Genomic DNA, 26,508 nt, shown 5'->3' on the forward strand with positions numbered 1-26,508 from the left:
TTCTCATAAACATAAAAACAATTTGATTATTTGTTTTTATAATATGCAAACTCAATATAAATGTCAAATAGAATATAGGATTACAAGAACAGGAAGAACTCTACGCAATCCTCCATTGCCCCGCTGTCAAAGCTGTCAGATACAAGCACAAGCAATTCTAAAAATCTATAAGGACAATTTATATTCGGACAATTAACATTATCCCGGTCAATATAGATTACTTTAAACGTAGTCTACGGCTTTTAGGACTCCTTCAGAATTGAATTTAACATGGATTCAATTCTGAAGGAGGATATTATCCAGAAAGTTATTAGTTTTACAAAAACACATATATATTCTCTAACATATACGGGAACTAACGAATGGACCAAAAAAGTAAAAGGAAAGGCATTATTCAATTGAATAATGCCTGACTCCCCAAGTATTTACTTAGTTGATCCCCACTGCATCAAATCCCGCATGAACGGCTGCTTCTTCCACGCTGCCTTCACCATATAGATCAATGGCGGACTGAACGATTGCCTGTCGCGCGTCACTAAAATCAGAATTTGAGGTTAAGTAAACCGTTAAAGCACGGTAGTAAATTTTTCCTAATTTCTCCCTTCCAAGTTCTTGACCAATCAAGTATGCAGCATGGTTGGTAATAGAGGAGTTCACATGTACACCGCCATTGTCCACATTAAGCGGCATATTATAAAACTCATCCATATGATCCGGATATACTCCGCTTCCATAGGCTGCTCTTTGAGGGTTACTTACTACAACACTGTTTGGATCACTTAAGCTGCGCAATCTCGTTACACCATCAGCTTTGGCGCTTGGGGCCATAATGTCCTCACCCATTTCCCAATCTTCATCATCAACAAGTACACCAAAGACATCGGCAAATGATTCATTCAGTGCACCAGATTGATTCCGGTACGCCAGATTAGCAGTATGGGAGATAACACCATGCGTCATTTCATGTGCCGCAACATCAAGTCCCGCTGATAATGGGATAAAGAATTCACCATCTCCATCCCCATAGGTCATAAAACGCCCATTCCAGAATGCATTGTTGTAATTGCTGCCATAATGAACATACGAATTAATAGCCATTCCTTCCCCATCGAGGGAATTGCGGCCATGCTCATTTAGAAAATAATCATAGACCTTTTCAGAATTATAATGGGCATCAACAGCAGCACGATCATAATCGCCAATAAAGGCAGCGGAATTCCCAACATAAAGAGTATCATTACTAGAATTTCCATCATTTTTAGCATCATAGGTAAGAATCCCACCGAGATTTTCATGAGAATAATCTGCCAAGGCAAACTTTGTACCTGAGGCCTCTTCCTTTACTCGGGTAATATGCAGCTCCCTGTGGTCACCATGTACCCCTTTACCAAAACCTTTTTGTGTTTTGTTTTCTTCAGCATGCATTATGCCATTGTATTTATCAATAACATGGCCTGTCTTTGCATCAATAAACACAAACCAGTTCCCAGGCTCTTCCCCCATGAAGTTCACATTTACTTTATAAGCTGTATGATTCTTTCCTTCAAATGGATAGACAACAAGCTCGGAAGTTGGGGTATATGTAAGTTCTTTTGGAGCACTGACAGCGGATAAGGCTTCTTTTATTGCAGCATCATTGCTTAAGGAAACAGACGAGTCCACTGCATCATCGGCAATTGCCTGATTTACTCTTCCATTAACGGATACTACTTCATGTTTCTCATTATAATGGACAGTCACTTCAGCCCCTTCAACAGTCACGCCATTAACTGCCTGTTTGAAGCGGACGTGAGTCATTCCGAGTTCATCCTTTTGAACATTTTTCAATTTCAGGTTTTTATCCGGATTTTTAATTCCTGTTTTATCCTGATTTTTCTTCAAATAATTTAACGCGTTTGAAGGGCTGCTGGAAGAGAATTTTGTTGCAGATCGCTCCTTAACAAACAATGGGACACTTGCATTCTCATTCCACTCCTTTAAAGCTTGTTGATGATGGTCGTTTGCTGAATCTGCCGGCTTGGCAAAAACATTTACAGGGATCGACCCCGCCAGTAGAGCGGACGACAGTAATACGGGTAAAATCAGCTTTTTTTTCAAACTTTTGACCTCCTATTATTTAGATACTCTAAATTATAGAATAGGAGAGTATAATTTAAATGAATAATACGAATTATTTTTATATTATGAATTTTGTCGATTAAATAGTGAAAATTTACCAAATTGAATCTTAATACAGAATTCAACTCATCAACTAATTTATTGCACAGACTCTTATACCACTGATAGTATATATTTACAAACAGTTTCTCTATTACTCTTCAAAAGCATAAGGTTGGCAGTTTGCAGCAGATATTCAGTCATGAAGCGAAACGTACATATCACCAGTACATACCTAAGTTAACCTGGCTGCATCAAAGAAATGGTGAGGTAACGCAGTGAAAAGCAATATACGACAACATTAAGAAAAGAAAAGGATAAATCCTATTAATGGATTGCTGGATGACAGCACCCTTTTCTAAAAAAGATATGCCTATTAATCTATTAAACAATAGTTGGTATGAAATTTTACCTTATAAAAGTATTGAGGGATTTAATTACTTCGAAAGGGGGAAAGATCATATGGGAAACATACATAATACGTTTGGTTTAAACAAATTCAAAACAATGAAAGAAACATCAAAAGCTGTGGAATTTAGAAATATCGTAAACGGTGAAGTCATTTATCTACTTCCAAACAAAGAAATTACGATCGTTTTAAACCCGAAAAAAGTTGAAGGAAATAAGGAACTGGAGGAAAAATCCACAGGTCTTAGTCATAGTACTGCTCTCAGGGAATTCCCTAAAAGGGAACACACAGGAAATGGACCGATTTGCTATGGTTATGCATTTAAATTTTTATCCGTTGAGGAATTAGATGTATTCTTAGATGAGTTAACTAAATTATAGTTTTTTTCAATGTGCCTGCCCCCAAATTACAAAAGTCTGGGGCAGGCACCTTGCTTATTTCTTCTTCTGCCTAAACAAATCCACCGATTTATACCCTTGTGATAAAATCTCCACCATCTGGGCTTCGCGTTTCTCACGTGTTTTCTGCTGCTTAACAGAAAAGACATAACGGGCCCAATCCCTTTGATAGCCAGGGGTTAATTCCAGATAAAATTTCAATTCATCTGGATAATTTTCTAATAGCTTTTCAATGTCTTTCACGTTATCCTCGTAATCAGCTACACATTGACTCGGGGCGGATGACTTTTTTTCTTTCTTTTTCTCCCGTTTTAATCCAACAACAGTAAAGACATCATCCATACTCACCATCCGTGAGAATTTCACATCGCTATTCCCCACAAATCCATCTTCGCCTACTTTCATGGCTGGAAAAATCTCATCTCTGTGAACGAAGGTATCATACCGCTTGTTCCCTTTTTTGGGGTAAGCGAAAAATAAATATCCTTTATCAAGAAGCTGATCCTCATGGATAACTGTTTGAGTATGCTTCACCATTTCATCAATCGTTTCAACAAAAATGAAAATGGCATCATGCTCTCCTGATAATTCCGTCTTAAATCCATTAAATATATCATAATCACTTGGCTGATTTAGCACAGCCATATTTTTATATTTGCTCAGCTTTAATTTATCTATGATTGTCATAACTTGCTCCTTTTTAACTTTGGTCTTTAGACCGAACACTTATCTCAAAACAGTGTTTAATTTTGCGGTTCGACTTTACTAAAATCATCACTTCTCTAAATAGCTTTTCAAGGAATCCAGATCTTTCGCACAGGCTTTTTTAAAAGCACCAGCTATCATCTTTCCAAACAGCTTTGACAAACCAGTAAGCCCCTTTATCTCACCTACTAAAGTAACCTCTGAAGCATCACCTGCTGATTCGATTATGTAGGTAAATATAAATTCTCCTTTTCCTGTTGTCCCTTTGGTCCCGTCACAGCGAAGGACAATTTTGCAGGGCTCATCAAGATCAATAACTTCAAAATGTTCAGTAGCCTCGTTTCCAAACATTTTCCTTGTCTCTTTCCACTGACTCCCCACCTTCAATGGCCCGCTTTCGAACCGCTCTATTCCAACTAGGCCTTGCATCCAGTCCTTGGCCGAATCAAGATCAATTAAACCGTAGTAGGCCTTTTGTGCAGATACCTGAATGGTTCTTTTCACTTCAAAACGGATACTCAAGCAAACTGCCCCCTCTCAATAACTAATAAGAATCTCCATTTCACACTAATATTTTATTATATAATTGTCATTACTTTTAGTATATTTTATACTTCTATTAAATTAAGTAATTTCTGTGATATGAAAGGATGAATGAAAATGAGTGCGGAGCAGCAATCGACTTCAAGCCTATCACTGAAAGAAAAAGCAGTATCTTTCCTGCAGCTCGTGGCATCAGGCCAAGTCCGCGAAGCCTACCAGTGTTACATCAGCCCTGGTTTTACTCACCATAATCCCTATTTCAAAGGCGATGCAGATACACTCATGCTCGCGATGGAAGAGAATGCAGAGAAAAACCCTGACAAAATACTTGAAGTCAGACTCGCAATCCAGGAGAATGAAACCGTCGTGGTTCATTCCCATGTGAAGCAGAATCCAGAGGATCGCGGAGGAGCCGTCGTACATATCTTCCGGTTTCAAGGTGGCCAAGTGGCTGAGCTTTGGGATGTTGGGCAGCCTGTGCCTGAGGACTCACCTAATGAGAATGGCATGTTTTAATCTATTTTTATGAACTACCAGAAAATAGGTGCCCATCCAAGAATCCAATAATTTATGAGCCGGACAATGCTCTTATAACCTTTTGCTTACCCCAGCTGAAAATTTTAGCACATTATCACTTTTACGCGTTTTCACTTTAATTAGTTGAAATTACATTCTGAATTGTATAAAATTAAATTGGTCGAAACCTCACAATTCGACCCCCTATTATCCATTGGGCTTAGGAATTTTCTAAGCTCTTTTTTAATGATGCTTCCATAGGTGCTTGTATAAGATCAATTGAAACTGAAAAACCTATCCTTGCAATGGATGTGCGTATCAGCTTTGTTTTCAATAGGAGGATTACTATGGAAAATGTATTCGATTATGAAGATATTCAATTAATTCCCGCAAAAAGTATCGTCAATAGCCGATCTGAATGTGATACAACGGCATTCCTGGGGGGACGTGCGTTTAAGCTTCCGGTGGTGCCTGCTAATATGCAGACGATTGTAGATGAGAAAATTGCCATATACTTAGCAGAGAACGGGTATTTCTATATCATGCATCGTTTCGAACCGGAGAAGCGAATTTCTTTTATAAAAGACATGAAGGCGAGAGGGCTATACTCTTCGATCAGTGTAGGGGTCAAAGAAGGCGAATATGCATTTATACAGCAGATTGCTGATGAAAAGCTTTCACCCGAATACATTACCATTGATATAGCTCATGGCCATTCCAATGCTGTCATCCAAATGATCCAGCATATTAAGAAATACCTTCCTCAAAGCTTTGTGATTGCCGGCAACGTCGGCACCCCCGAAGCCGTCAGAGAATTAGAGAATGCTGGAGCTGATGCTACAAAAGTTGGCATAGGACCTGGCAAGGTGTGCATCACAAAGATTAAAACTGGATTTGGGACGGGCGGCTGGCAGTTAGCTGCACTTCGCTGGTGTGCAAAGGCAGCAAGCAAGCCGATTATAGCTGATGGAGGTCTTCGCACCCATGGTGACATCGCTAAATCGATTCGATTTGGTGCAACAATGGTGATGATTGGTTCCTTATTTGCAGGACATGAGGAATCTCCTGGAAAAACCATCGAGAATGAGAAAGACGGAAAGCTCTATAAAGAATACTTTGGCTCAGCCTCTGAATTTCAAAAAGGCGAAAAGAGAAATGTTGAAGGCAAAAGAATTTTAGTAGAGCACAAAGGATTTTTAGCAGATACCCTGAAAGAAATGGAGCAGGATCTTCAGTCCTCCATTTCTTATGCAGGCGGCAACAGGCTGGATGCCATCCGCCATGTCGATTACGTTATTGTTAAAAATTCGATTTTTAATGGTGACAGGGTTTTTTAACCCCTAATTTATAAAACCACAGAAGATGCCTTCCTTTTCCCATAAGGAAGGCATCTTCTGTGGTCTCAGCATTCTCTTTTAAATTGAACAAACACATATTATGTACACTTTGAGGTTAAGATCCTATAGACTGCTCTACTGCATTTTCCCAGCTCGGAAAATAATACAATGCATTTTTCATTAACTCTGGGTTTGATTTTTTTACTTGCTTCTTTCGGGGCGGCTGCCCTTCTTTTTCCAACAGTTCAGAGATCCCGGTCAATACTTCTTCAACACTCATGCTTGTTTCCACATCATTCCTCCTTTTTGAATTCAACTATATAATCTCCATATGACGAAAAATTATTCAGTATTCCTTCAAAATGATTCTTCCGTATTTAGCTAGTATTCTATCTTGTACAAAAATCGCGACTAAATAAGTAATAAGGTTCCGGATTAAAAGATTAGTTTCATCCCTTCGTGACTCGCCATAAACCCCAGCTTATGATAAAAACGATGTGCATCATCACGCTCCTTATCAGTCGTCAATTGAACAAGACCACACTCCTCAGACTTTGCTATGGCAATCGCTTCTTTAAACAAGGCTTCCCCCACCCCTTTACCACGGCAGTGCTGATCAACACGCACCCCTTCAATTTGTGCTCGTTTCATCCCTTGACGTGCCAGCCCAGGAATGATTGTTAATTGAAGGCAGCCAATCACAGCTTGACCGTCTATCGCCAAAATAATCTGATTTCCCGCCTGTGCTTCTATTGCCTTAAATGCTTTATAATAACAATCCGGCAGCGGGTCTTCATACCTCTCACGCTTTGCTCCTAATTCATCATCGGCAAGCAAGCGGACAATAGCTTGTAAATCTTTTTCATCTGCATTTCGAAAATGCATTGAAAATCACTCCTTCAGCTAGAAAATATTTAAATGCATCACTGATTACTTTCTATGAATATTTTATTTTCCCTTTATTAGGATATTTTCACAAAACCTCTGCATTTCACCTAAAAAATCAATAAATTTAAATTTTTAATTAAAATTATTAATTTTTTTCATTTTAATTATTTATTTATTTGATTCATTATTATATAATCAATTCAAATAAAAGGAAGGAATTTCATTATGGCTTATAAATTAATCACAGATTGTCCTGTTTGCAGTAAAACATTGAAAATTACAAAGCTGCAGTGCTCTCATTGTCACACAACGATTGAAAATGAGTTTGAATTATCTAAACTGGCATCATTATCAAAGGATCAGCTTCATTTTGTGGAAGTATTTTTAACATGCAGAGGAAATATCAAAGAAGTTGAAAAGGAACTGGGGATATCCTATCCAACGGTTCGAGGCAAGCTAACAGACATCATATCATCCCTCGGATATGTACAGAAGAAGAAGAATGAAGCAGATGAGAAAAAAGTTGTCACCATGTTGGAAAATGGCGAAATCACACCAGAAGAAGCCATTAAGCTATTAAAAGAGGAATAGGGAGGATTTATCATGAAAGAAGAAATTACGAGAGTGTTAACAATGGTTCAAGAAGGGAAGATTGATGCAGATAAGGGATCAGAACTGATCCAAATATTAAAAGATAAAGAAGAAACAGGTAATAAGCCAGCATTAAAAACAACTAAATATTTAGATAAAACTTTAAAAATCCGTGTTGTATCCGCCGAAAATGATAACGTCACGGTCAATTTGCCAATAAAACTTGTTAAGGCAGTATTAATGGCTGGACACAGCATCGCAGCGAGTATCCCTCAGTCAGAAAAATACGTTAAAGATATAGACATAAGCCTTATTATCGAAGCAATCGAAAATGAATTAGACGGCCAAATCGTTGATATTAAATCGGCAAACGGAGATACCGTTTCGGTCATCATTGATTAGTGAGTTGATTATGCTGCATGTAAAAGTGAAAGCAAAAGATGTTCGGTTAACCATCCCAATTCCATATGCAATTTTAAACATTGCTATTTCCATTTTTTGTTCAAAATTGTTTCATCAAAATGTAAACAAATGGACAAAAGTGCACTTCGAAAGAAAAAGACTGGACTTTACATTTCCATTAATAGATAAAGAAGCGCTAAAGCCTATTGTCAAGGAACTGAAAAATCAAAAGGGGCTCGTGATAGTAGATGTCAAAGCTAAGGACGGTTCTGAGGTTCAGGTAAGACTATAATTTATTTACATCTATCACTGACTGGATTTAAAGAAAAAGCCTAATTTCTGGCTTACAATACCAAGATAATTAGGCTTTGTTTCCTTTATTCCTCTTCATTTTTAAAAGTTCCATAGAAATATTTTCATTAAAGATAGGCCTCTGCGGCTTTTCCCAGCCTGCGAATCCCCTCAGTTATTTCCTTCTCATCCGCATAACTGAAGGAAAGGCGCAGAAATTCCGTTCCGTCTGCCTGATCTTTGAAAAAGTACTTGCCAGGAATAAAAGATACCCCCTTTGCCAGGGCATGTGTCAGCAGTTCCGATGTATCGGCATCGGGAATTTTCATCCACACGAAGTACCCCCCTTCGGGCACATACCAGGAAGCTGATTCAGGAAAGTACTGTTCCAGTGCGGAGGTCAGAACATTGCATTTGGACCGGTATGTATCTCTCATGGTTACTAGTTTATTATTTAAATCTGTGTTTGCTAAATAAACAGCCATGGCAGCTTGAGCAAACGGATGGTTCAGATCTTTTTTAAACCAGGCGCATGCATGGATTATTTCACTTGCTCCCGCTATCCATCCTATACGCATGCCCGGGGCCACTATCTTGGATAAGGAACCAACATGCAGAACTTGAGAGTTTTGATCCATTGCTTTTAAAGTGGGGAAACTTTTATTAAATGATAATTCCCCATAAGCATCATCCTCAACTATTAGGAAATTATATGTTTTGGCAAGCTCCAATACATGCTGCCGGCGCTCTCCTGTCATCGTAGTGCCTGTAGGATTTTGAAAGGTTGGGATTGTATAAAGAAAACGCGGCAGAGTAAGCCCTTTTTGCTTCCTATCCTCTAGAATCTCTTCCAATACACCTGTTTGAAGTCCGTGCTTGTCTACAGGAATACTAATTATATGTTTGGTGTAATTTTGGAAAATTTCTAAAGCCTCCATATAAGTAGGTGATTCTATTGCCACGATTGACTCCTCATCCAGGAGAATGCGGGCAATCAAATCGATCGCCTGACAGGCACCTGAAGTGATCAAAAGCTCTTTTTCCGTAACAGATACCCCCCGCTCTTTCAACCTCTTTAAAACCTGTTCCTTGAGTTTTATTATTTTGGGACTTCCTATATAATGGAGCGGCAAATCATGTTCTTCCTCTAATAAACTGTTAACAGCTGCCTTTACCTCTTCATCAGGTATAAGGGCAGGAGCTGGATAGCCGCAATGCAGGCGTATACACTTATCTGGAATCTCCGGAATCCACTCCCCAGGGGGAGTATTCTGAAGCGCCCCTTTGATATTATCAGGAAAAAAAGAACCAGCACTCATTGTATCCACACCCTTCCAGCAGTTTTATTATTCATTATAAACTTCTTGCCTGAGATGCTCCACAAAAACTATATAAGCAAGTGCTCCTGGAAAAGTTTTTTTACTTTTGCCCAATCTTCCTTTATGACACTATACAGGACAGTATGACGAATAGTCCCTTCTTTTCTTATCATATGATTTCGAAGAATGCCTTCTTTTACCGCACCGATTCGTTCTATCGCTTTCTGTGATCGGATGTTTTCATGTCCGGTTTTGATTTGGACGCGATTAAGTGACAGTTCTTCAAAACAGTATTTCAATAACAAATATTTACAGTTTGTATTGAAATTCGTGCGCCAATAAATAGGGTTCATCCAAGTGGAGCCGATTTCTAGATGTTTATGCTGGGCTGAAATATCGAGAAACCAAGTAGCGCCAATGATCTTCCCTGTATTTTTATGGATAATGACAAAAGCAAAATCGGTGCCTTGCTCCCGTCTTTGTATGGCATCTTTGACATAATGAATGACCCGGCCTTTCTCAGTTAAATCAACAGACATATGGTCCCATATTCGTTTATCCTGAGCTGCTTCACAAATTCCTTCAACATGATCAAGTTCCATAGGAATTAACTGCACAACATTGTTTTCTAATTTTCGCATGCTATCACTCTCCTTGAATCAATTAAAACCGATTTCTGGTATGATAAAAATAACCAAAAATGAATTTTAATATAATACCAGGGAATGATTTGATGGAGCTTCAAATTCTGCTTTCGGAAAATGGAATAAAGTATAAAGAAATCTATGAACAAATTCGGCTGGCGATTTTAGATAAAAAATTGTCAGCTCATGCAAGACTTCCTGCAAAGCGGAGGCTGGCTGAACAATTAAACGTAAGCATCATAACTGTTCAGATGGCTTACGAACAATTGCAGAGTGAAGGGTACTGTTATTCAGCAGAACGCAAAGGCTATTTTGTTTCTGAAATTCAGGATGAAATGCATTATAGTCAGATTAATACAATGGGCCTGGAGAAAAGAGATCAGCAAGAGTTTCTCATTAATTTTAAAAATGGGCAGATAGATGCCTCTGCATTTCCTTACAAACAATGGAATAGACTTTATCGAAAAGAGCTTAAGGAATCCAATGCCAGCAATGGCCCGTGGCAGGGTGAATATTCTTTGCGTGTTCAAATTGCACAATACCTTCAGCAAGCTAGAGGGCTAGCCTGTCAGCCGGAACAAGTGTATCTATTCAGCGGATTTCAGCCGCAGCTGTTAAATGTCTGTTTGTTTTTTAAGCGGAAAGCCATCGGGATTGAAGATCCAGGTTTTATTCGGGCAAGATCTGTTTTTGATCAATTACAGCTGCCTTGTTATCCGATTTCTGTGGATGAGGATGGATGCTGTGTGCCTGATGCTGAAGAGCCAATAAAATTATTGTATACGACACCTGCTCATCAATACCCTACCGGTACAATTATGTCTATTGCCAGAAGGATTGAGCTGTTAAATTGGGCAATCAAACAGGACGCTTATATTATCGAGGATGACTATGATTCTGAATTCCGCTACAAAGGGGCACCAATCCCGGCATTGTCCCATTTGGATTCAACCGGGCGGGTACTGTACTTTGGCACCTTTTCAAAAACATTGCTGCCATCACTTCGGATCAGCTATCTGATTATGCCAGTATCTCTGCAGCAAGACTTTGAAAAATTTAATGCTTACCAAAAGACGAATGTTTCAAGAATCGATCAGCAGGCTGCTGCAAAATTTATGGAAGAAGGACTTTATACATCTCATATAGCAAAAATGAGAACGTTATATCGATCCAAGCGGAGCTGTTTAATAGAAAGCCTGTCAAAACACTTAGGAGACCACTTTGACATCATTGGAGATACAGCGGGCTTGCATATCATCGTGAAATTACCCGAAGGATTGACTGAAGCGAAAGCAATTGAACTGGCAAAGTCGGCAGGTGTTGAAATCGATGCTGTTTCGCCTATGTATCAGCTGCACAAGCCAAACCATCATGTGATGATTGGATATGGCGCACCCTCGATGGACGAGATTGAGAGAGGAGTCCAGTTAATCACTAAATCATGGAAAAGTTGTCTGAGCAACTAAGCTAAGCTATAAATTCCACAATTTAAAAGGGCGTTTATCCTACGGGATAACGCTCTTTTGCCGAAGCAGCAAACATACACATCTTTTCCTTAACCGCTGCCATAAAATCAAACATATTCATCCCCTGGATTTGCTGAAATTTATACAAGTCCTGGTTATAGTACATATGAATATGCCTGCCGGTGATTCCCCTTTTTTCTTCAATGGAAGTTAAATTGATATACGCAAATTCTTCAACTAAATCCTTGGTTGTTCCTGATGCAGGAATTCCATAAAACAGCAGTCTTTTGTTTGTTGCCGCAAAGAAGCCTGGATGCGGTGCTAAACAGAAATGAGCCACTAATGAACAGCTTAGACATTCAATAATGGTTTCACCTTCATACAATACATGTTTAACCTGATTTTTAACGCTACTCATGGAACGTCCCCCCTTAATAAACTATCAAACCGCTGTCTTCACTGCCAGTATCAGCCCAGTAGACCAATCCAATTCTGTAATGTCCAGGTCAGGTCTGTCCTGCAGTGTTTTCAGGAGTTTAGTGGCTTTGATCCGAAATTCTTCAGGCAATTTCTGCTGCGGAAACACATCATGAATCACATAAAAACCGCCGATATTTAAATGATCCAGGGTTTTGTCCAGAAGCTCAAATTTCCCTGGCCACGTATCTGCAAAAATAAAATCGAACCTTTCCGACAGGTTTTGAATAAAAGCTGCTCCGTCCTCACAGCAAAATGTAATTCTGCTGTCATACCCGAGGTTTTTTTTCGCGATGGATTGAACTGTCGAATCTATGTCAACGGTCGTTAGCTTACTGCTTTCATCCATCCCATCTATGATCCAGGAAGCAGATGCCCCCGTACCTGTGCCCAGCTCCAAAAAGCTTCCTCCTGGTTTGGAGGCAGCCAGCCCCTTTAGTAAAAACCCTGTTTTTCGATCACATGATTGCCCGAAACCCAGCACATCAGAATCCTGTAATATTCTCGAATATGCTTCCGGTACCTGTATAACACTGTTTTCCATTTTGTTTTTCCTCCTCTTTCTTCGTTATTATCTAAACCGAGATCAACCTAAAAAGAACATCAAAAAAAGGCCTCTTTATAAGAGGCCTTTATTATCAAAAACGACCTCTTATCTCCCAGAGCGTCAACTCTGTTGGAATTAGCACCTTCCTGACATAATCAGGGGTTGCTGAGGCTTCGCAGGGCCAGTCCCTCCACCTCTCTGGATAAGAATTTGTATAAAATATTATTTTCAACCAAGTATTGCATATTTTTTGCAAGATGGCAATACTTTAATTCTTTTAATCTAATGAACTGCTTCCTCTCCCTGATAAATTCGAAATGCCGGTACAATCGTATCCGACACAATCTCTTTCCCTTTTTCCCGGATGAAATCCAATTTATAGTACGCATCAAACCTCTGGCTGATCTCTGTTTTTACCAACTCAGGCGGAGTAACGACGATGAATTGAAACTTCAGCTTATCAGCTACAGCGAAAATCGGGTCAAGCACATGGGCAGAAGCCGCTTGTCCGAACGGATTATCACAGACTAACGGAACCCAGCTTTGATCAGTTTCACTCTTAACCGAAAGAAGCATCATCATCATGACCATGCGGGCAGATAACTTTTGGCCGCCGCTGCCATCCGATTTAGTCTTTGAACCCTGGTTGATCGTCTGCCAGGTTGAATAATGCTCACGCTGCGGTTTTCCATACATGAAGGCATTATCAGTACGCATATTATATACCAGCAGTTCCGGGTAACGATTCCTGAGGGAGACAAATAAAATCTGCTCATCACTGATGAGCTGTTTGATTTCCTGATCCAGCTCCAGATTATGGTCATCAATCATCTCGAATCGTTTCGTAATTTTGTTAATGGCCGAAACAAAATGCTGTTTCAGTAAAGGTTCAATATCTTCCGCTTTTTTAGGCAGGATGTCTTCTTTGAGCTGGACGAGCGGGAAAGACCCTCGTTCATTCTTCAGCTTCATTTTCGCAATCATCGAGCGAATCGCTTCCGAAATACTCATCACCTTCATACTCGCACGGCTTGCCCAGAAGTTTTGCGCCTTTTCTGCCCGTTCTTTATCGCGTTCCAGCTGCTCTAAGCCGCTCTGTGAGAAGCGCTTCATGTTTTGGACAACACTTTGAATATGTGCGTAATGCCTTGTATCCATATGATCAAGCGTAGTTAAGACTTCATTCTTAAAGCGGATCTCCCAATCCTTGCCTTCAATATTGAGTTTTAAATTGCGCAGGGATTGTTCAATTTTTGCGTGCTTCTCCTGGCCTTCATCCTGGATACCCTGATGTTTTTCACTCCAGGAAATGATGCTTTGCTTTCCCTGGCTCTTTATTTTTTCAATATCTTCATCCGTAAAAGCTGCTGCTTCCTCTTTAAGGATTACGGATAGATGCAATTGATTGTTTTCAAATTCAGCAATGTTTTGCTCCGTCTCTTTTTTGCGCTCTTCCGTTTTCTTAATTTCTGCATTCGTCTGTTTGGTCTGGTCTGTAATCTCAACCGTCTTCACTTCCAGATCAAGTTCTTCCCATTCTTCAGGCTGTTTATCATGCTTGGCCACTTTTTTAACAGTCTTATCACGCTGCGCCTTCGCATGCTTTAAAGAAGTGTCAGCAACTGTTACAGTTGTTCCCTGCTCTCGCTCTTCTTTCTCTGCTGCCTTTGTTTCCTTTGCAGCTGTTTGAACCATCTTTTCCAAAATACTCATAGGTTCATCCGGTACAGACGCATCCTTCCACTCTTCGTTAAGAGCATGAAGTTTTTTCTCCAGCTTCTTTTGCTGTTTTTGCTCCGATTCTCTTGTCGCCTGGATCGCCAGCAATTCACTGGCTTGTTCTTCTTTTGATTTTTGCAGCTGTTTAAGCTCCTCAATGCTTCCAATGATTTCTTCCAGCATATGCGATGATAATCGCGGAACCTCTTCAGAAGCTTCTGCTTTCTCAGCGGCTGGAAAAACCGCACCATCAATAAAGAAGCTAATCTCCTTAATATTTTGCTCAGCTGATAGCTTCCATTCCAAGTACGTTTGGCTCCACTTTTCCTGCAGATCAATGATGGTCTGATGCTCGTTTGCAAGCTCTTTCTGTACACTTTCGAAAGCTTCCTTTTGTTTCTCTTTTTCCTGCTTTACCCGTTTATTTTCAAGGTGCAGCGACTTTTCACGATTAAAGCTTTCCAGAGACTCCACATCTTTAGATAGATTTTCAATCTTTTCCTTCGTCTTTTCAAGCTGATCTCTAAGTCCCAGCTGCCGTTCTTTTTCTTTTTCCTCCTGAACGATGATGGCCTGTAATTCGTTTTTCTTGGAAAGCAGGGCTTCTTTTTCCTGAAGCAGCGCTCTTTCAATATCACCGGCAAGGTCATTGGAAAGGAAACGGTCGATTTCTTTTAAAATGCGGCGGAGAGAACTCTCTGTTTGTTCCATTTCTAGAAGTGCATCTTTTTTTTCTTCTATTTCTTTGGCAATCTTAATTTTCCAGTTCGTGAACTGATTTTTATTTGTCAGAAGTTCCTTCTCCGTACCGGTGATCATCACAAACGTATTTTGCTGATTTTCGCCCGCCATTTCTTCCCTCATAAAAATCGGGACAGGGCTCTTAAACATTCTTCCTGCAAGGACCTGTTTATTCACTTTTTCCCATTGCGGCCTGCTGACCACTAAGCCGTAGGGCAGGAGCGGATGAGTGAGCATGTGGCTAGCCATTTCATCCGGTTTTAAAGATTGCAGAAATTGTGAGCCGTAGAACACATCTATCCCTGTTTTCTCATCAATCCATTCCTTCAGTTCCTTCACATCATTATTCGCAATCCAGAAATGCTCATCATTCAAAGCAAAATCCAGCTGCGTTTCCCAGAGCGCTTTCTTTATTTCTTCCCCTTGCTCACGATTTTGAACGAGGAGCTCTTCCACCTGCTGGGCATATTTGGATAAAAGAGCATTCGTGAACTGCGCTGAGACATCGTCAAGCACAACTTGCAGCTTATCGTACAGCTTCGCTTCTTTTCGATGCATCTCTTCACTTTTCATCTTTAACTCTTTACACTTCTCTTCAGAAAACTGAATGGATTGAGCAAGCGTACCATGCGCAGATGCTAGCTGATTTTGCTTTTCATTTGATTGTTTCTCTTTTGCCTGTAAATCTTCGAGAGCCTCTTTTTTGGATTCTATCTGCTTGTTAAGATTTTCGATAAATCCCTGTAAATCATAGGTTAAGCGATCACCGAATTCTTTGATAAGTTGTTCTTCTTTTGATTCAAATTCATGAATTTTAGTATAAAGAAAATCAATTTCCGTACGAAGCTGGGCAATCTCCCGGGTCTTTTGTTTATCCTGCTTTGACAGTTCGTTTGTTTTCTTCTTTAAAAACTTCTGATATCCGGAATAATGCTGAACGGCTTCCCTAATAGCTGCGGCGGATTTTTCCCAATGCTGTGCCGCTTCTTTTTTGATTTCATCCATTCTTTGATTCACTTGCTCCAGGCCGCTGTTTTGCTCAAGCTTCACAATCTGCTGGGAAAGAGCGCGGATGCTCTGTTCCCCTTCATGCCATTCTTTCAATAAAAGGTGAAAAGCCAGCTCATCTTTTCGCTCCTGCTTTTCTTTCACCGTTTCCTGCAGGATCGTATGCTTCTTCTGTTCTTCCCCTAGTTTCTTCTCCCAATCCAGCACTTCCCGGTGAGCTTTTGCATACTCAAGGTTATCTTTCTGAAAGCGCAGTTCCACTTGCTTGCCCGTTAATTTTTCGATTTCCTTTTCCAGCTCAATGAGTGTTTCTTCTTCCGTTTTCTTCAAATGCTCCAAAGCACCAAGCAGCTGTCTCCCGACCTTAATGCTGTCTTCAACAATTTCTTTATGCTTGATGCCCTTTGCCAGACTCTCTTCAAATGGAATAATATCTTCCAGGAACTCTTTATGAGCCTGCTCTCTTTTGAGCAAAACAGGCAGGTCCTTTGCAATACTTGCCTGACTCTTAAAAATCTCCACCAGATCGTTCTTCTGATGCTCCGTTCGGTGCAGGATCTGACTGACTGTAGGAATAATCCGCTTTTGGAACAGGGAATGATCATCCTCAGCGCCTTCAAAAAACTTTCCAACGCCGCCTTCATCCTTGTTAATGTCTTTCATAATATCCCAGTCTTTGCGGTTAATGCCGTATGTATCAAGGATGCGGTAGTGCTTCTTTGTATCGCGGTAGACATCATAGCCATTCCATTTTAAATAATCCTTCAGGCCTTCCGTATCAGCCAGTTCACCATCTTCATAGAGCGGAATATGTTCAAGGGATGCTTCTTCTTTCCGTTCAAACTCCCTTGTATAAAACGTAATATTCGGGACAATTTTTGCTTCCTGTTCAAGTGTTTTGGCTTCTCCGCCTTCTTCGTTCATGGAAATCCGCTGTTCTGCTGAAAACATTCCGCCCGTCACCAAATGCCTGCAATCAGCCCCGTCGAGCTCCCATTGCATAAGAACATGAAAGGTATAAGGAATGAATTGCTCTTTATTATTAAAAAAGAATTGCTGATAATAGCGATTATTCTGCTTTCCCCAAGAAGTTCCTGGCTTAAGAATCTGGAAAATGGTCTGCAGGAAAACCCCTTTCCCTCCTCCATTCATCATGGAAATAAGGCCATTTGTGGAGGTATCTTCATTATGGAAGTTAAATGTTGTATCCTTGTATTGCTTTTGCATGCCATCATATTTCAGGCCGGCAATTCTAATTCGATGGATTTTCGGCATGCTGATCCTCCTCTGTCGTCATTAATTCCTTGAACATTTCATAACGGTCATAATCATGATACAAATATTCAATCCGCTCAAATAATTCCTGTTTCGGAATCGCCTTTGGAATATCCTCCCGATCGAGAATGACGATAAGTCCTTCTGTCTCCAAAAGACGCATACTGCTTGCAATCAAACCGATACGCGTCCGGCGATTGGCTTTCTTAGATCCATAATCATCGGTGTCGACCTCCATGTATTTCCATGTTGTCACAACATCCTTCATATCAATTTTTTCCTCTTCTCCAAAATCCTGCTTTACCTTAAGTATGCTATCCCAATTCATGATGACATCATTGACTTGCCGTTCCAGGGTATAGAAGCTAATCCCTTCACGCTTCGTACGGATTTTAGCCGCCTGGCTGCGGTCGATGCTTGCCAGGAATGCCATAATGACTACGCTCATCAGGTGAAAATGTTTCTTCGTTTCAACCTGCTTATGCCTATCCTTCATATGAGTAAAATTTGTAGCAAAAACAGAGCCGGTCGGCTGCACGACGAGCTGAATCCGTTTTGGCGATTCAATGATAAAGGTGCCGGATTCGTCTGCCAATAAAAGTACCGTCTGTCTTACATCAGGATCGAAATACGCCTGAAAGTGCTCGCTGTTTTCGTCGATGACTTTGTCTTTTAAAAGCGTAAAATAAACCGCTGATGCTTTCTTGATACTATCTGCACTCATCATTTCTCCTCCTGTACACAAATTTTAAACGGAGTGATTTTCATTTGATACCAGAGGAAGGGTTCAGCCCGATGATCAAATTCGGTATAAATTTTCAAGCCTTCAAACACCTGGAATTGCGGGTATTCCTGCATCAGTTTATAGAGGAGAATCTCCCGTTCATCACTTAATGACTCTTCTTTCCGATGCAGCACCTGAACCTTCAGCGGTTTTTTATCAAACATCATCCATAAATCAATCGTTTCCGATTCTTCAAACCATAAATCCTGGACTTCGAGCGGCAATGTCGTTAAATCAGCCAAGGAAAACTCTCCGTATGTCTGCAAATATTGAAACACATAGCTCCAGGCCTTGATGACAGAATCCCAGTTCGTTACCCTCTGATGGATAATGCTTTCCTCTTGCGCTTCTTCCTCCATTACCTCTGTCAGCTGCTTTTCATCAAATTCCTGCTCTCCCCAAATCCAGTCCAAAGGTAAGATAAATTCATTCCTTGGCGAAAATAAAGGACCTAATACTTTTTCAACTCTATCGAATGAAGAAAACCCTTCTTTCATGAACCAGTTCTCATAAATATGTTCCCTGAATGAAACAAGGCTCGTTTCCCAAAACAGGGATGGGTTTTCCGCTTTCAGCTTCATTTCATAAGAGATATTTTGAATCACAAGCTTTGCGAAACGGTCATGCAGCTGCCTTGTATGGCCGATCTTTTCCTGGAGAAGGATCAATTCTTTTTGAATAAGATCATCTTCCTCATTTCTTCGTTTCGTTTTCTCAATCATGCTGCTGATGGTGCGGAAGTGATTCTTCTCTTCTTCGAACTGCTTTTCAATTTCCGCACGGTTATCAGCCCTTTGCATTTCTTCTTCCATCAATAAGATTTTGGGATTATTGATCATTTCTTTTTGAAAGGAAAATTCTTTTGCCATTAAGCGGTTAACCCGTGAAATGAGGTGATCGAGGTTTCGAGTAGCTTTGCGGAAATTACCGTTTTTTATCAGCTGCATACTATAAAGCTGTTCAATGGTGATCGAGAATTCCTCTGCCATTTCCCTGCTCATGAAAATCATCTCCTGTGAGACATCGGTGAGCTTGTAGACAATGGATCCGCCTATCTCCAGGTTCGTATATAATTCATCCATCGTCACATAGCGGAAAACCTGAGTCTCCCATGATTGCCTGATTTCATCGTAATATAGGGCTTCAAAAGGTCTGCTGTACTCTTCTTTCCCCTGATACAGAAGCCCGCTTGTGATCCGTTCAACCTGCTTCTCATCGGCCAAAAGCTTCATTTGCTTAATTGAATCTTCGACCATATACTTAATATCCGATTTTCTCCGATGATCATCATCATTCAATTCCCGATAAAAAATGGTAAGGAGCACCTGCATCAGAATCGTTTGGATATGAGGCTTCAGCTCTCCGACTTCCATTCCTCTCCCAAGCTCAAACAGCGGGTTCAATCGCTGCATCCGCTGGGCGAATCCTTCCCATGATTCGTTCACATCCATCTCCTCCATGTTTCAATTGTTAAGACTTCCTGAGGAATCCGTTTTTTTTCCTGCCATAATTGCATTAAGAGTTCCTGCTCTTCTTCCGTAAACCACCTGAAGAACGCATCTCGGTATTTAAGATTTTGAAGCTGGCCAGATTTCTGTTCATTTCTTTGATCCAGACATTCAAGCATTTTACGATAAATCTTTAATGCAGGCTGAATGCAGCAATCCGGGTATTTTTCAATCAGCCGGGTCATGATCCCGTATCCTGCCGCATCAAGATCTCCTGCATAGTAGAGGAGATACGATTTAGCCGGAAAAATTTTAAAGAAAAACGAAAAGCTCCGTTCAATTTTAGTGCCTTCCCCATAAATGATGAGTTCCGGCTCATAATCAAGCAGATCACTTTCCAATAATTGAATGGAAGTATGAAAGAATGATAGTTTCTCGACAATCAGCACTCTCTGAATATCTTTGATTTCTTTTCCCTGCTTCATCCAAAATACAAAAGGCTCCCCGTATTTCACTACTTTCAGCTGCTCTTCAGATACGCCAATTCGGGCTAAAAAGCCTTTTCCATCAGGAAAACTGACCCCGTCATGCAGGAATTCTTCATGGCCGAACAGCTCCAGGCTTCGTTCTTCTAGTGAAACGACTTCCCGTTCACCGCTGGATTGGAGAAAACCATATAAACTCTGAATACGGCTCCATTCCTCTTTCGTCTGCCATTCCGGGTGCCTTTCATAAAATGAAAAATCAAACAGATCACTCAGCTTCATCATCCCGAGCCGGTCCCATTTGTCGGCTTGAGCCTTCACATTAACCCAGTAATATAAAGGCAAAGACGGTGTTTTCCCATTGTGTTGATTATTATGTATAGGAGTCAGCTGCCCTTCATCTTGCAATGATTGAATGGCTTCATAAAACAGCGAATAACCATCCATTTCGTAATAATCATCCAGCAATTTTCGCAGCTGAAATTCTAAATCGTTTATGTTTAACTTCTTCTTTTGCTTCGGGTGCTGAATATCTTCAATGAAACTTCTCACCCTTGTTTCGATGATGTTGATTTTTTTCACCTTCTTAAACATCTTGGGGTCAATAGAGACCACTATTATCCATGAGGACATCATTTTTATTATAAACTAGTTGAGGAATTGATGGTAATTGGATTTTAAAATGGATGGTAGTAATTAGGTGCTTGCCCCACACTTGTTAACGTATAAATTAACAGAGGGCATGCACCTTTTTGGTAATCCTATTTGAGTTTGGAAGAGACGAAGAGGACAACTTATAAAGATAGTCTTTAGCACATTTTACTAAGGTTTGAAATAGTGTCTTTTTGAATGCTATTTTATCGTAAAAAACAATTTTTACGAAATGTAGTTTCACTCAACAGACCATACTAGGTCCAGCATACAAAGTTGATTGTTTTATAGGTTTATTAATATTATATTTCGTTAGAAATCCCTGAACTGCTTGAAAAAACCATTTTGGAGCGTTTGGGTGTATGTAAATTTCATCAATTAACCGATTTAGATCTACAGATAATCCGGCACCCTCTTCTTTGATAGATTCATATATCGCCAAATCGAAGAATTTCCACCACTCACGCTGTTTTCTACTGAAGATGGTAGTTATGCAAGGACATCAAGGGTTGTTCGTAGGGTTTTAAATATTTTATAGTCATAAAAAGTATGGCTACCAATCCGTTCTTATGTCGGTAATTATAAGGGAGATCTAAGGAAATGTCCGTTTCCAACAGTTGGATATAGATATTTAATATACCTTTTTTTCCTTCATGTATTGAACCAGCTATTTATAATAGCCTGGTTCTTTCTTCATTTTGGGATTATTAGTAGAAATGGGAGCTGCCATATCCTCAAAAAGAAATTAGGTTTTTTATTTTGTTCTGTTCTTAATGTAGTGGTTGAAAAAAAGCTTCATAAGCTTTTCGTGGATTTGCAAACCATTCTGCAACTTCATCTGCGATCTTTTGATTTTCTGCTCCCGATAACAGGGTTTGAACAACATGCTCAGGCAGTACCTGAGTCATTGCATTTGTCCATGCTGTTACTTCTTTTACAAATGTTTTTGTACGATTCCAATATGTCTCTCCAAGTTGGATGTCCCATTTTGAATTTCTATATTGAATCAAAGTCTCATACAATTGTTCAGCACAATGGGAAGAAAGATTACAGCCTTGGCCAGTAATCGGATCATTAAGAAAAACACTATCTCCACAACCAACTATTAGTTTGTTTTTAAACGTTACGTAAGGTTTTCTAATTACAGGCTTAATGGCAACCTTGAGGAAGCCATTTTCATCGGAAAGAGCAAAGATATCTTGTTCGATACGTTCATGGATATCTTGGAAATATTTTTTTGTTACATTTTTCATTTGATTTGTAAATTCTTTTTCGTGCTTAATTTCTTTAAATACATCTAACTCTCTGTCTGGAATTGCCATAATGAACAATATAGTAACAGGCCCTTGTTCTGTGATTGCAGGAATCTCAAACATTTCACCTATTTCAGGCAGAACTGTTACGCTTATACCAAGAGGATGAACTGGCTTCACCCCCAAAAAATAACCAACGATGCATTTTCGTTGAGGCACTTGGAAGGGAGAAAACTCCTTTTCAATAGGAAATGAAAAGAGAGGGCCCGATTTTCCAGTACAATCAATTATTAAATCAAACTCATCTACCAAACTTTCTACCCGTTGTTTATTTACTCTTAAAAGTCGAAAAGAGACACCCTTGCTTTCAAGATCCTTCAAACAGTGTGAAAAGTAGAAACGCTGGTCAACAGATAATGCTGGCTCTTTTAGCTTTCCAACAAATAGTTTTTGATTACCAATTGTCATATGGATACTTTTGAGAAGAGTTTTATCTTCCCACTTTGGCATTTTAAAGCGATTTTCACGGGTTCTTGTTGATCCAAAGTGTACTTGGGTAGACAAAATTCGTCCATTTCGGATCTTATCCGAAGAGTTTGAGTGAATTACAGTCACATCAAATTCTTCTTTAAGAGAATAAGCCAGCTGTAAACCTGCTGTGCCACTGCCTATAATACATATTTTCTTTCTCAAGATTCTCTCCCCTTTGTTATTTGGTAGCCGTAAAGATAGTATAATAGCATTGTTAATTTTCTGACTTTTATAGTCTAAATAAAACACAGAGTGATGTAAATGCGACGATTTATTTAATTTCCAGATTTATGATGTCTAAGTCAACGATCGCTTTTTCCGCAATCTGGCCCGATTGCAGAATAAAAAATTCCTGTATATCAATACAGGAATTTTAACCAATCTTTTTTATAGATTATCGAACTTTATTTTAAATCAACAGCTGATCAAAAGATTAGCTTAAATGGTATTTATGCCACTATCAGTTCTGTAAACGATGGCTGCCTGTTTTTTATTTCTTCAAGTCCTAATAAGAACAGTATATTTTGTTTGATTATATTTAGTGTGGACATTGATTCAGGAGCATTGATCCGCTCGCCATTTGGAAGATTTATTTTGTTACCCCCTTCCCTCTTTCTTGCATTAAGAAAGCTTGTGGAGTCTGCAAAGAATAGATTAAACTCCAGGAGCATTTCGTCTGCTAAGCTTAATCCATGAAAACAAACATTAGTGAGTCTCTTCGTGACTTATCGAGTTTATCTCTAACAATATGTTTGCTTCTTAGGAAAGGTACACAACAGCCTAATCCTAGCTTTTATCGCTAAACAGATATTAAAGGCTGCAATAAATATGGAAAAACAACTTTAAACCAAACTTCTTATAGATGAATGAATCTGCTGCCAAGGCTGTTGCTAAAGAATTAGTTTATTCCGAAGTAAAAGGTCAATACTCACACGGAGCTAGGATTTATTTAATGGGAAAAGGTATTTAGTAGTAAAGATGCTCATATAGGGGGAGCGTGGAAGGACCCAACCACAATCAAAAACCCCGGAAGTAAAAAGACTAGGTCAGGCACCTATGATATTGAAAAGTTGCTGCGTATTTTGCAGAAAAAGCATATGAAAAGGCAAAGAAAGATGGTTCTAGGCATCAAATCACTCAACGCAGTCGACATCAACTAAATCCTCCTTAGATAAAACAGGGAAGCCATTATCATCTAAAGATTTAAAAGATAGTAAAGGTGTAAAGCAGCGAAGATATTATGATAAAAATGGAAAAGCGGACTTAGATATTGATTAACGTCATGCCGGAAATTTTAAATTCAAAATATCTAATTTTAAAAATTAAATTTAGTATTTTTTTGCTAACAAAAAACGCGGAGCCTATGCTGTCCGCGCTTTTTAAAAACAAACGTATGTGATTACCGTTCTTCATAATATCATGAGAAAAGATCAATGATTTGTAACTAAAAAGATCTCCAAATTTTAGCCCCTTTTTATCAAGGACCTCACATATCATTTGTTATTATTTTTTATTGAAAATCCAGTTATTAATATCAGACTGTACGCCCAAAGCAGCCAGGAAGCGAATAAAGGAAGAGAATCATTAGTTAAATTCGGAAACACTTTTGCAAAATAAATAATGCTTAATATATCCAGCAGCATTCCTGGGAGAGCAATTTGCACAGCTGCCTTTAAACGTTCTGTTTCTGGAATTTCCCTAAAATAATAGTAAGGATAGGTTGCAATTATAATCAAAGGAATCGCCAGAATAAAAATCGAGAGCACTAAAAATACCTGTCCAGGAATTAAAAAAGTTTGTCCAAATAAACGGAATAATATAGTTGCTGACATCCATAATAAAAAGCCCCATGCAATGTTAATCATAAAATACACCTCCTGCAAGATGTGCTTTATTATTCGCTGGAAATCGTTTACCTCCTGCTAATAATTGGTGAATTTTATGTAAAGATCCTTCGGGTGTTACCCTGCATCAGGAAATTCTTTTTCTGACTGGTACATATAAATCAACCTTACATTTCCCCTCTTCATCTTCAGCGGGATTATTCAAATTAAACTCAAGGTTGTGCCGATCGTAATCCGGTTCATATTCGCTATTTGGCAGCCATTCCCCAAACATGTATTGATAGGCACCATTCAATTTATCAGGGATATCATAGAAACGATACAGAGCATAATTTCCGCCAGGCAGCTTTCTAAATTTCACTTTTTGATGTTTTTCTTTATCAAAACCCTCAGGAATGGTAACACAGGCATCGTGGCGGCAATCCTTGCTTTCCACCAGTTCAGGATTATCCAATGAAATGCCGATAAAAGATTGCTTCGGCGGCATCAGCCCATTGGTGTTTGCCCAGCTAATCAAATCTCCCCAATGATCCTGCAGTTCAAAATAACTTCCGGTACGCCTGATAAATGCAACTTCAGTTTGTGGTAATTCCATTACAATGATATTCATTTTCACATCTCCTTCATGGAAGTATTTACCTCAAAAAAATTTCGCTGCCTTTCTTAAATTTCCTCCTCACTTTGATTTTTTATTGCCAATAAAAAAAGCGCGCAGCTTTTATGACTGTACGCGCTTTTATATAGCAAAAGCATGATTGCCGATTTTTTTCACAACTTGACGTGAATAGATCCACTGGCTTGTAGCTGTTTCAGGGTTATAAAAATATAGGAGCTCTTCGTTTTGCTCCTTATCAACAAGAGCTGTCTCAACGGCCTGAACTGCTTCATTACTTGCCGGCTCATTGATGGAACCATTTTGAACAGGTTCAAAAGCATTCTTTTGATAAATAACATCCTTGACTGTATCCGGGAATTGTTCATGCTCGACACGATTCAGCACTACGTCAGCAACCGCAACTTTCCCTTCAAACGGCTCCCCTTTTGCTTCAGCCTGTACAAGTCGGGCAAGCAGTTTTTTTTCTTCCTCTTTGATGAAGCGATGATCCGTTAATGATGACTCCTTCGCATCAACCTCTACTTTTTTATATGTCAGTGTTTCTGCGGCTTTTTGACCCACTGTCTCAGCATCGAAATGATCAGCAGGAAACACGCTATATGAACCCATAATGAGTGAAATGGCAGCAACAAACGTTACTAAATTTTTCATTTGTAAACCTCCTGTTTGTAGTTTTTAGGCAAAAACAGGCCACTTACAAGGCTAACAGGTTTACAGGGATAACTCATTAGTGAATCTATGGGAGAATTACCAATCTAGAAAATGGAATTTTTAATTTGCTCATGTAATAACTTAACTTATAATTTGTTATAGCATGACTGAAAAAAATAATTTTACGAATCAGTTAAACAGGTATAAAGAATTGAAAGAGGTGTTACTTTAATTGAAAGTACTTGAAACAGATCGATTAATTCTTCGCTGGTTAACACCAGATGATGCAGCCTTTATTCTTGAACTTTTAAATGAGCCTTCATGGATTCGTTTTATTGGAGATAAAGGTGTACGTACCCTCGAGGATGCTAAGAATTATATTGTTTCCGGCCCCATGAAAATGTACTCCCAGATGGGCTTTGGCCTTTTTATGGTTGAACGAAAGGAAGGAAGCATTCCTATTGGAATGTGCGGATTGATAAAACGGGATACTTTAGATAATGTTGATATTGGCTTTGCTTTTTTATCAACATATCAAACGCAAGGTTATGGGTTCGAGTCAGCTTCTGCTACATTGAAATATGGTCATGAGGAGCAGGATCTGAAACGGATCCTTGCCATCACTTCCTTGGAAAATCAGGCTTCCTCCGGGCTGCTTGAAAAAATCGGGATGAAATATGAAGGAACGATTATTTTGGATAAGGAAAAGCTTAAATTGTTTGCATCCGAAAAATAAGTTCTTGGAGTATTTTTTCTATCCTTTAAAAAAGGTGTCTCCCCCACTCATTAAAAATTATGCAGGGGCAGACACC

At 39.4% G+C, this 26,508-nt stretch carries 25 protein-coding genes, 1 pseudogene and 1 riboswitch; of the genes and pseudogenes, 9 read left to right on the forward strand and 17 right to left on the reverse strand.

Annotated features, from left to right (window positions below):
- Nucleotides 1–429 precede the first annotated feature (429 nt).
- A complete protein-coding gene (locus tag MKY20_RS19560) occupies nt 430–2,097 on the reverse strand; it encodes a M4 family metallopeptidase (RefSeq protein WP_341002546.1) in 1,668 nt (555 codons plus the stop codon).
- A 522-nt stretch (nt 2,098–2,619) separates the two neighbouring features.
- Between MKY20_RS19560 and MKY20_RS19565 the strand changes: the two genes are divergently transcribed.
- Entirely contained in the window at nt 2,620–2,946 is a 327-nt protein-coding gene (locus tag MKY20_RS19565; RefSeq protein ID WP_019381989.1) for a hypothetical protein, read from the forward strand.
- Nucleotides 2,947–3,000: 54 nt separating this feature from the next.
- On the opposite strand, the gene MKY20_RS19570 is transcribed toward MKY20_RS19565, so the two are convergent.
- Together MKY20_RS19570 and MKY20_RS19575 are read right to left on the reverse strand one after the other, a co-directional pair.
- Nucleotides 3,001–3,651: a YdeI/OmpD-associated family protein gene (locus MKY20_RS19570; RefSeq protein WP_217025214.1), complete on the reverse strand. Its 651-nt coding sequence runs from the start codon at nt 3,649–3,651 to the stop codon at nt 3,001–3,003.
- An 87-nt stretch (nt 3,652–3,738) separates the two neighbouring features.
- Nucleotides 3,739–4,191: an SRPBCC family protein gene (locus tag MKY20_RS19575; RefSeq protein ID WP_251266612.1), complete on the reverse strand. Its 453-nt coding sequence runs from the start codon at nt 4,189–4,191 to the stop codon at nt 3,739–3,741.
- Between the two features lie 138 nt (nt 4,192–4,329).
- On the opposite strand from MKY20_RS19575, the gene MKY20_RS19580 reads away from it, so the two are divergent.
- Entirely contained in the window at nt 4,330–4,728 is a 399-nt protein-coding gene (locus MKY20_RS19580; protein ID WP_009330509.1) for a nuclear transport factor 2 family protein, read from the forward strand.
- 347 nt (nt 4,729–5,075) lie between these two features.
- A complete protein-coding gene (gene guaC / locus MKY20_RS19585; RefSeq protein ID WP_009330510.1) occupies nt 5,076–6,065 on the forward strand; it encodes a GMP reductase in 990 nt (329 codons plus the stop codon).
- A gap of 115 nt (nt 6,066–6,180) precedes the next feature.
- On the opposite strand, the gene MKY20_RS19590 is transcribed toward guaC, so the two are convergent.
- Both MKY20_RS19590 and MKY20_RS19595 read right to left on the reverse strand, forming a co-directional pair.
- Nucleotides 6,181–6,357 (reverse strand): hypothetical protein, encoded by a 177-nt coding sequence (locus tag MKY20_RS19590; RefSeq protein WP_019381986.1) that lies wholly within the window; start codon nt 6,355–6,357, stop codon nt 6,181–6,183.
- 143 nt (nt 6,358–6,500) lie between these two features.
- Nucleotides 6,501–6,950, reverse strand: coding sequence for a GNAT family N-acetyltransferase (locus MKY20_RS19595; RefSeq protein ID WP_009330512.1), 450 nt, complete (start codon nt 6,948–6,950; stop codon nt 6,501–6,503).
- Nucleotides 6,951–7,178: 228 nt separating this feature from the next.
- Here MKY20_RS19595 and MKY20_RS19600 point away from each other — a divergent pair, with 228 nt between their 5' ends.
- The 3 genes from MKY20_RS19600 to MKY20_RS19610 are packed head-to-tail and all read left to right on the forward strand — an operon-like array spanning nt 7,179 to nt 8,238.
- Nucleotides 7,179–7,544: a DUF2089 domain-containing protein gene (locus MKY20_RS19600; protein ID WP_009330513.1), complete on the forward strand. Its 366-nt coding sequence runs from the start codon at nt 7,179–7,181 to the stop codon at nt 7,542–7,544.
- A gap of 12 nt (nt 7,545–7,556) precedes the next feature.
- On the forward strand, nt 7,557–7,946 hold the full coding sequence (locus MKY20_RS19605; protein WP_019381985.1) for an SHOCT-like domain-containing protein: 390 nt from the start codon (nt 7,557–7,559) through the stop codon (nt 7,944–7,946).
- Nucleotides 7,947–7,956: 10 nt separating this feature from the next.
- Nucleotides 7,957–8,238, forward strand: a complete 282-nt coding sequence (locus tag MKY20_RS19610; protein ID WP_217025221.1) for a hypothetical protein — start codon at nt 7,957–7,959, stop codon at nt 8,236–8,238.
- A gap of 127 nt (nt 8,239–8,365) precedes the next feature.
- Here the strand turns inward: MKY20_RS19610 and MKY20_RS19615 are convergent, their stop codons facing one another.
- Nucleotides 8,366–9,556: an aminotransferase-like domain-containing protein gene (locus tag MKY20_RS19615; protein ID WP_341002559.1), complete on the reverse strand. Its 1,191-nt coding sequence runs from the start codon at nt 9,554–9,556 to the stop codon at nt 8,366–8,368.
- A gap of 68 nt (nt 9,557–9,624) precedes the next feature.
- Nucleotides 9,625–10,197: a GNAT family N-acetyltransferase gene (locus tag MKY20_RS19620; protein ID WP_009330517.1), complete on the reverse strand. Its 573-nt coding sequence runs from the start codon at nt 10,195–10,197 to the stop codon at nt 9,625–9,627.
- A 92-nt stretch (nt 10,198–10,289) separates the two neighbouring features.
- Here MKY20_RS19620 and pdxR point away from each other — a divergent pair, with 92 nt between their 5' ends.
- Nucleotides 10,290–11,666 (forward strand): MocR-like pyridoxine biosynthesis transcription factor PdxR, encoded by a 1,377-nt coding sequence (pdxR, locus tag MKY20_RS19625; protein ID WP_050807782.1) that lies wholly within the window; start codon nt 10,290–10,292, stop codon nt 11,664–11,666.
- 34 nt (nt 11,667–11,700) lie between these two features.
- Here pdxR and MKY20_RS19630 read toward each other — a convergent pair whose 3' ends face one another.
- From MKY20_RS19630 to MKY20_RS19660, 7 genes are all read right to left on the reverse strand, one after another.
- Complete coding sequence (locus MKY20_RS19630; protein ID WP_009330519.1) at nt 11,701–12,084, reverse strand: PH domain-containing protein; 384 nt, start codon at nt 12,082–12,084, stop codon at nt 11,701–11,703.
- A gap of 24 nt (nt 12,085–12,108) precedes the next feature.
- Nucleotides 12,109–12,687 (reverse strand): O-methyltransferase, encoded by a 579-nt coding sequence (locus MKY20_RS19635; RefSeq protein WP_009330520.1) that lies wholly within the window; start codon nt 12,685–12,687, stop codon nt 12,109–12,111.
- A 105-nt stretch (nt 12,688–12,792) separates the two neighbouring features.
- Nucleotides 12,793–12,899, reverse strand: a riboswitch (SAM riboswitch).
- 73 nt (nt 12,900–12,972) lie between these two features.
- Complete coding sequence (locus MKY20_RS19640) at nt 12,973–17,433, reverse strand: hypothetical protein (RefSeq protein WP_256814666.1); 4,461 nt, start codon at nt 17,431–17,433, stop codon at nt 12,973–12,975.
- Complete coding sequence (locus MKY20_RS19645) at nt 17,411–18,157, reverse strand: DUF6063 family protein (RefSeq protein WP_034295673.1); 747 nt, start codon at nt 18,155–18,157, stop codon at nt 17,411–17,413. Before MKY20_RS19645 ends, MKY20_RS19640 begins: the two co-directional genes overlap by 23 nt.
- Entirely contained in the window at nt 18,157–19,668 is a 1,512-nt protein-coding gene (locus MKY20_RS19650; protein ID WP_226280715.1) for a hypothetical protein, read from the reverse strand. The genes MKY20_RS19645 and MKY20_RS19650 overlap by 1 nt, the downstream gene beginning before the upstream one ends.
- Nucleotides 19,659–20,732 carry a Wadjet anti-phage system protein JetD domain-containing protein gene (locus MKY20_RS19655; RefSeq protein WP_157380158.1) on the reverse strand — a complete coding sequence of 358 codons (1,074 nt, stop codon included), beginning with the start codon at nt 20,730–20,732 and terminating at the stop codon, nt 19,659–19,661. Before MKY20_RS19655 ends, MKY20_RS19650 begins: the two co-directional genes overlap by 10 nt.
- Nucleotides 20,733–21,571: 839 nt before the next feature.
- Nucleotides 21,572–22,747, reverse strand: coding sequence for a styrene monooxygenase/indole monooxygenase family protein (locus MKY20_RS19660; protein ID WP_071156522.1), 1,176 nt, complete (start codon nt 22,745–22,747; stop codon nt 21,572–21,574).
- A gap of 709 nt (nt 22,748–23,456) precedes the next feature.
- Here MKY20_RS19660 and MKY20_RS28720 point away from each other — a divergent pair.
- Nucleotides 23,457–23,652: pseudogene (locus MKY20_RS28720) on the forward strand (toxin C-terminal domain-containing protein); the annotation flags it as partial.
- 426 nt (nt 23,653–24,078) lie between these two features.
- On the opposite strand, the gene MKY20_RS19670 reads toward MKY20_RS28720, so the two are convergent.
- From MKY20_RS19670 to MKY20_RS19680, 3 genes are all read right to left on the reverse strand, one after another.
- Nucleotides 24,079–24,450, reverse strand: coding sequence for a DUF5367 family protein (locus MKY20_RS19670; protein WP_009330527.1), 372 nt, complete (start codon nt 24,448–24,450; stop codon nt 24,079–24,081).
- Nucleotides 24,451–24,556: 106 nt separating this feature from the next.
- Nucleotides 24,557–25,039, reverse strand: a complete 483-nt coding sequence (locus tag MKY20_RS19675; RefSeq protein ID WP_009330528.1) for an AraC family transcriptional regulator — start codon at nt 25,037–25,039, stop codon at nt 24,557–24,559.
- A 126-nt stretch (nt 25,040–25,165) separates the two neighbouring features.
- On the reverse strand, nt 25,166–25,696 hold the full coding sequence (locus tag MKY20_RS19680; protein WP_009330529.1) for a cell wall hydrolase: 531 nt from the start codon (nt 25,694–25,696) through the stop codon (nt 25,166–25,168).
- Between the two features lie 232 nt (nt 25,697–25,928).
- On the opposite strand from MKY20_RS19680, the gene MKY20_RS19685 reads away from it, so the two are divergent.
- On the forward strand, nt 25,929–26,432 hold the full coding sequence (locus MKY20_RS19685) for a GNAT family N-acetyltransferase (RefSeq protein WP_019381971.1): 504 nt from the start codon (nt 25,929–25,931) through the stop codon (nt 26,430–26,432).
- Nucleotides 26,433–26,508 lie beyond the last annotated feature (76 nt).

Source organism: Cytobacillus sp. FSL W8-0315 (assembly GCF_038002905.1).
In the GTDB taxonomy this organism is placed as follows: domain Bacteria; phylum Bacillota; class Bacilli; order Bacillales; family Cytobacillaceae; genus Cytobacillus; species Cytobacillus pseudoceanisediminis.

Excerpts from the sequence above, each read along its gene's own strand:
- MKY20_RS19565 (WP_019381989.1), top strand. The coding sequence starts at position 2,620 with ATGGGAAACATACATAATACGTTTGGTTTAAACAAATTCAAAACAATG.
- MKY20_RS19570 (WP_217025214.1), bottom strand. The coding sequence starts at position 3,651 with ATGACAATCATAGATAAATTAAAGCTGAGCAAATATAAAAATATGGCT.
- MKY20_RS19580 (WP_009330509.1), top strand. The coding sequence starts at position 4,330 with ATGAGTGCGGAGCAGCAATCGACTTCAAGCCTATCACTGAAAGAAAAA.
- guaC (WP_009330510.1), top strand. The coding sequence starts at position 5,076 with ATGGAAAATGTATTCGATTATGAAGATATTCAATTAATTCCCGCAAAA.
- MKY20_RS19595 (WP_009330512.1), bottom strand. The coding sequence starts at position 6,950 with ATGCATTTTCGAAATGCAGATGAAAAAGATTTACAAGCTATTGTCCGC.
- MKY20_RS19600 (WP_009330513.1), top strand. The coding sequence starts at position 7,179 with ATGGCTTATAAATTAATCACAGATTGTCCTGTTTGCAGTAAAACATTG.
- MKY20_RS19605 (WP_019381985.1), top strand. The coding sequence starts at position 7,557 with ATGAAAGAAGAAATTACGAGAGTGTTAACAATGGTTCAAGAAGGGAAG.
- MKY20_RS19610 (WP_217025221.1), top strand. The coding sequence starts at position 7,957 with ATGCTGCATGTAAAAGTGAAAGCAAAAGATGTTCGGTTAACCATCCCA.
- MKY20_RS19615 (WP_341002559.1), bottom strand. The coding sequence starts at position 9,556 with ATGAGTGCTGGTTCTTTTTTTCCTGATAATATCAAAGGGGCGCTTCAG.
- MKY20_RS19620 (WP_009330517.1), bottom strand. The coding sequence starts at position 10,197 with ATGCGAAAATTAGAAAACAATGTTGTGCAGTTAATTCCTATGGAACTT.
- pdxR (WP_050807782.1), top strand. The coding sequence starts at position 10,290 with ATGGAGCTTCAAATTCTGCTTTCGGAAAATGGAATAAAGTATAAAGAA.
- MKY20_RS19630 (WP_009330519.1), bottom strand. The coding sequence starts at position 12,084 with ATGAGTAGCGTTAAAAATCAGGTTAAACATGTATTGTATGAAGGTGAA.
- MKY20_RS19635 (WP_009330520.1), bottom strand. The coding sequence starts at position 12,687 with ATGGAAAACAGTGTTATACAGGTACCGGAAGCATATTCGAGAATATTA.
- MKY20_RS19640 (WP_256814666.1), bottom strand. The coding sequence starts at position 17,433 with ATGCCGAAAATCCATCGAATTAGAATTGCCGGCCTGAAATATGATGGC.
- MKY20_RS19645 (WP_034295673.1), bottom strand. The coding sequence starts at position 18,157 with ATGAGTGCAGATAGTATCAAGAAAGCATCAGCGGTTTATTTTACGCTT.
- MKY20_RS19650 (WP_226280715.1), bottom strand. The coding sequence starts at position 19,668 with ATGGATGTGAACGAATCATGGGAAGGATTCGCCCAGCGGATGCAGCGA.
- MKY20_RS19670 (WP_009330527.1), bottom strand. The coding sequence starts at position 24,450 with ATGATTAACATTGCATGGGGCTTTTTATTATGGATGTCAGCAACTATA.
- MKY20_RS19675 (WP_009330528.1), bottom strand. The coding sequence starts at position 25,039 with ATGAATATCATTGTAATGGAATTACCACAAACTGAAGTTGCATTTATC.
- MKY20_RS19680 (WP_009330529.1), bottom strand. The coding sequence starts at position 25,696 with ATGAAAAATTTAGTAACGTTTGTTGCTGCCATTTCACTCATTATGGGT.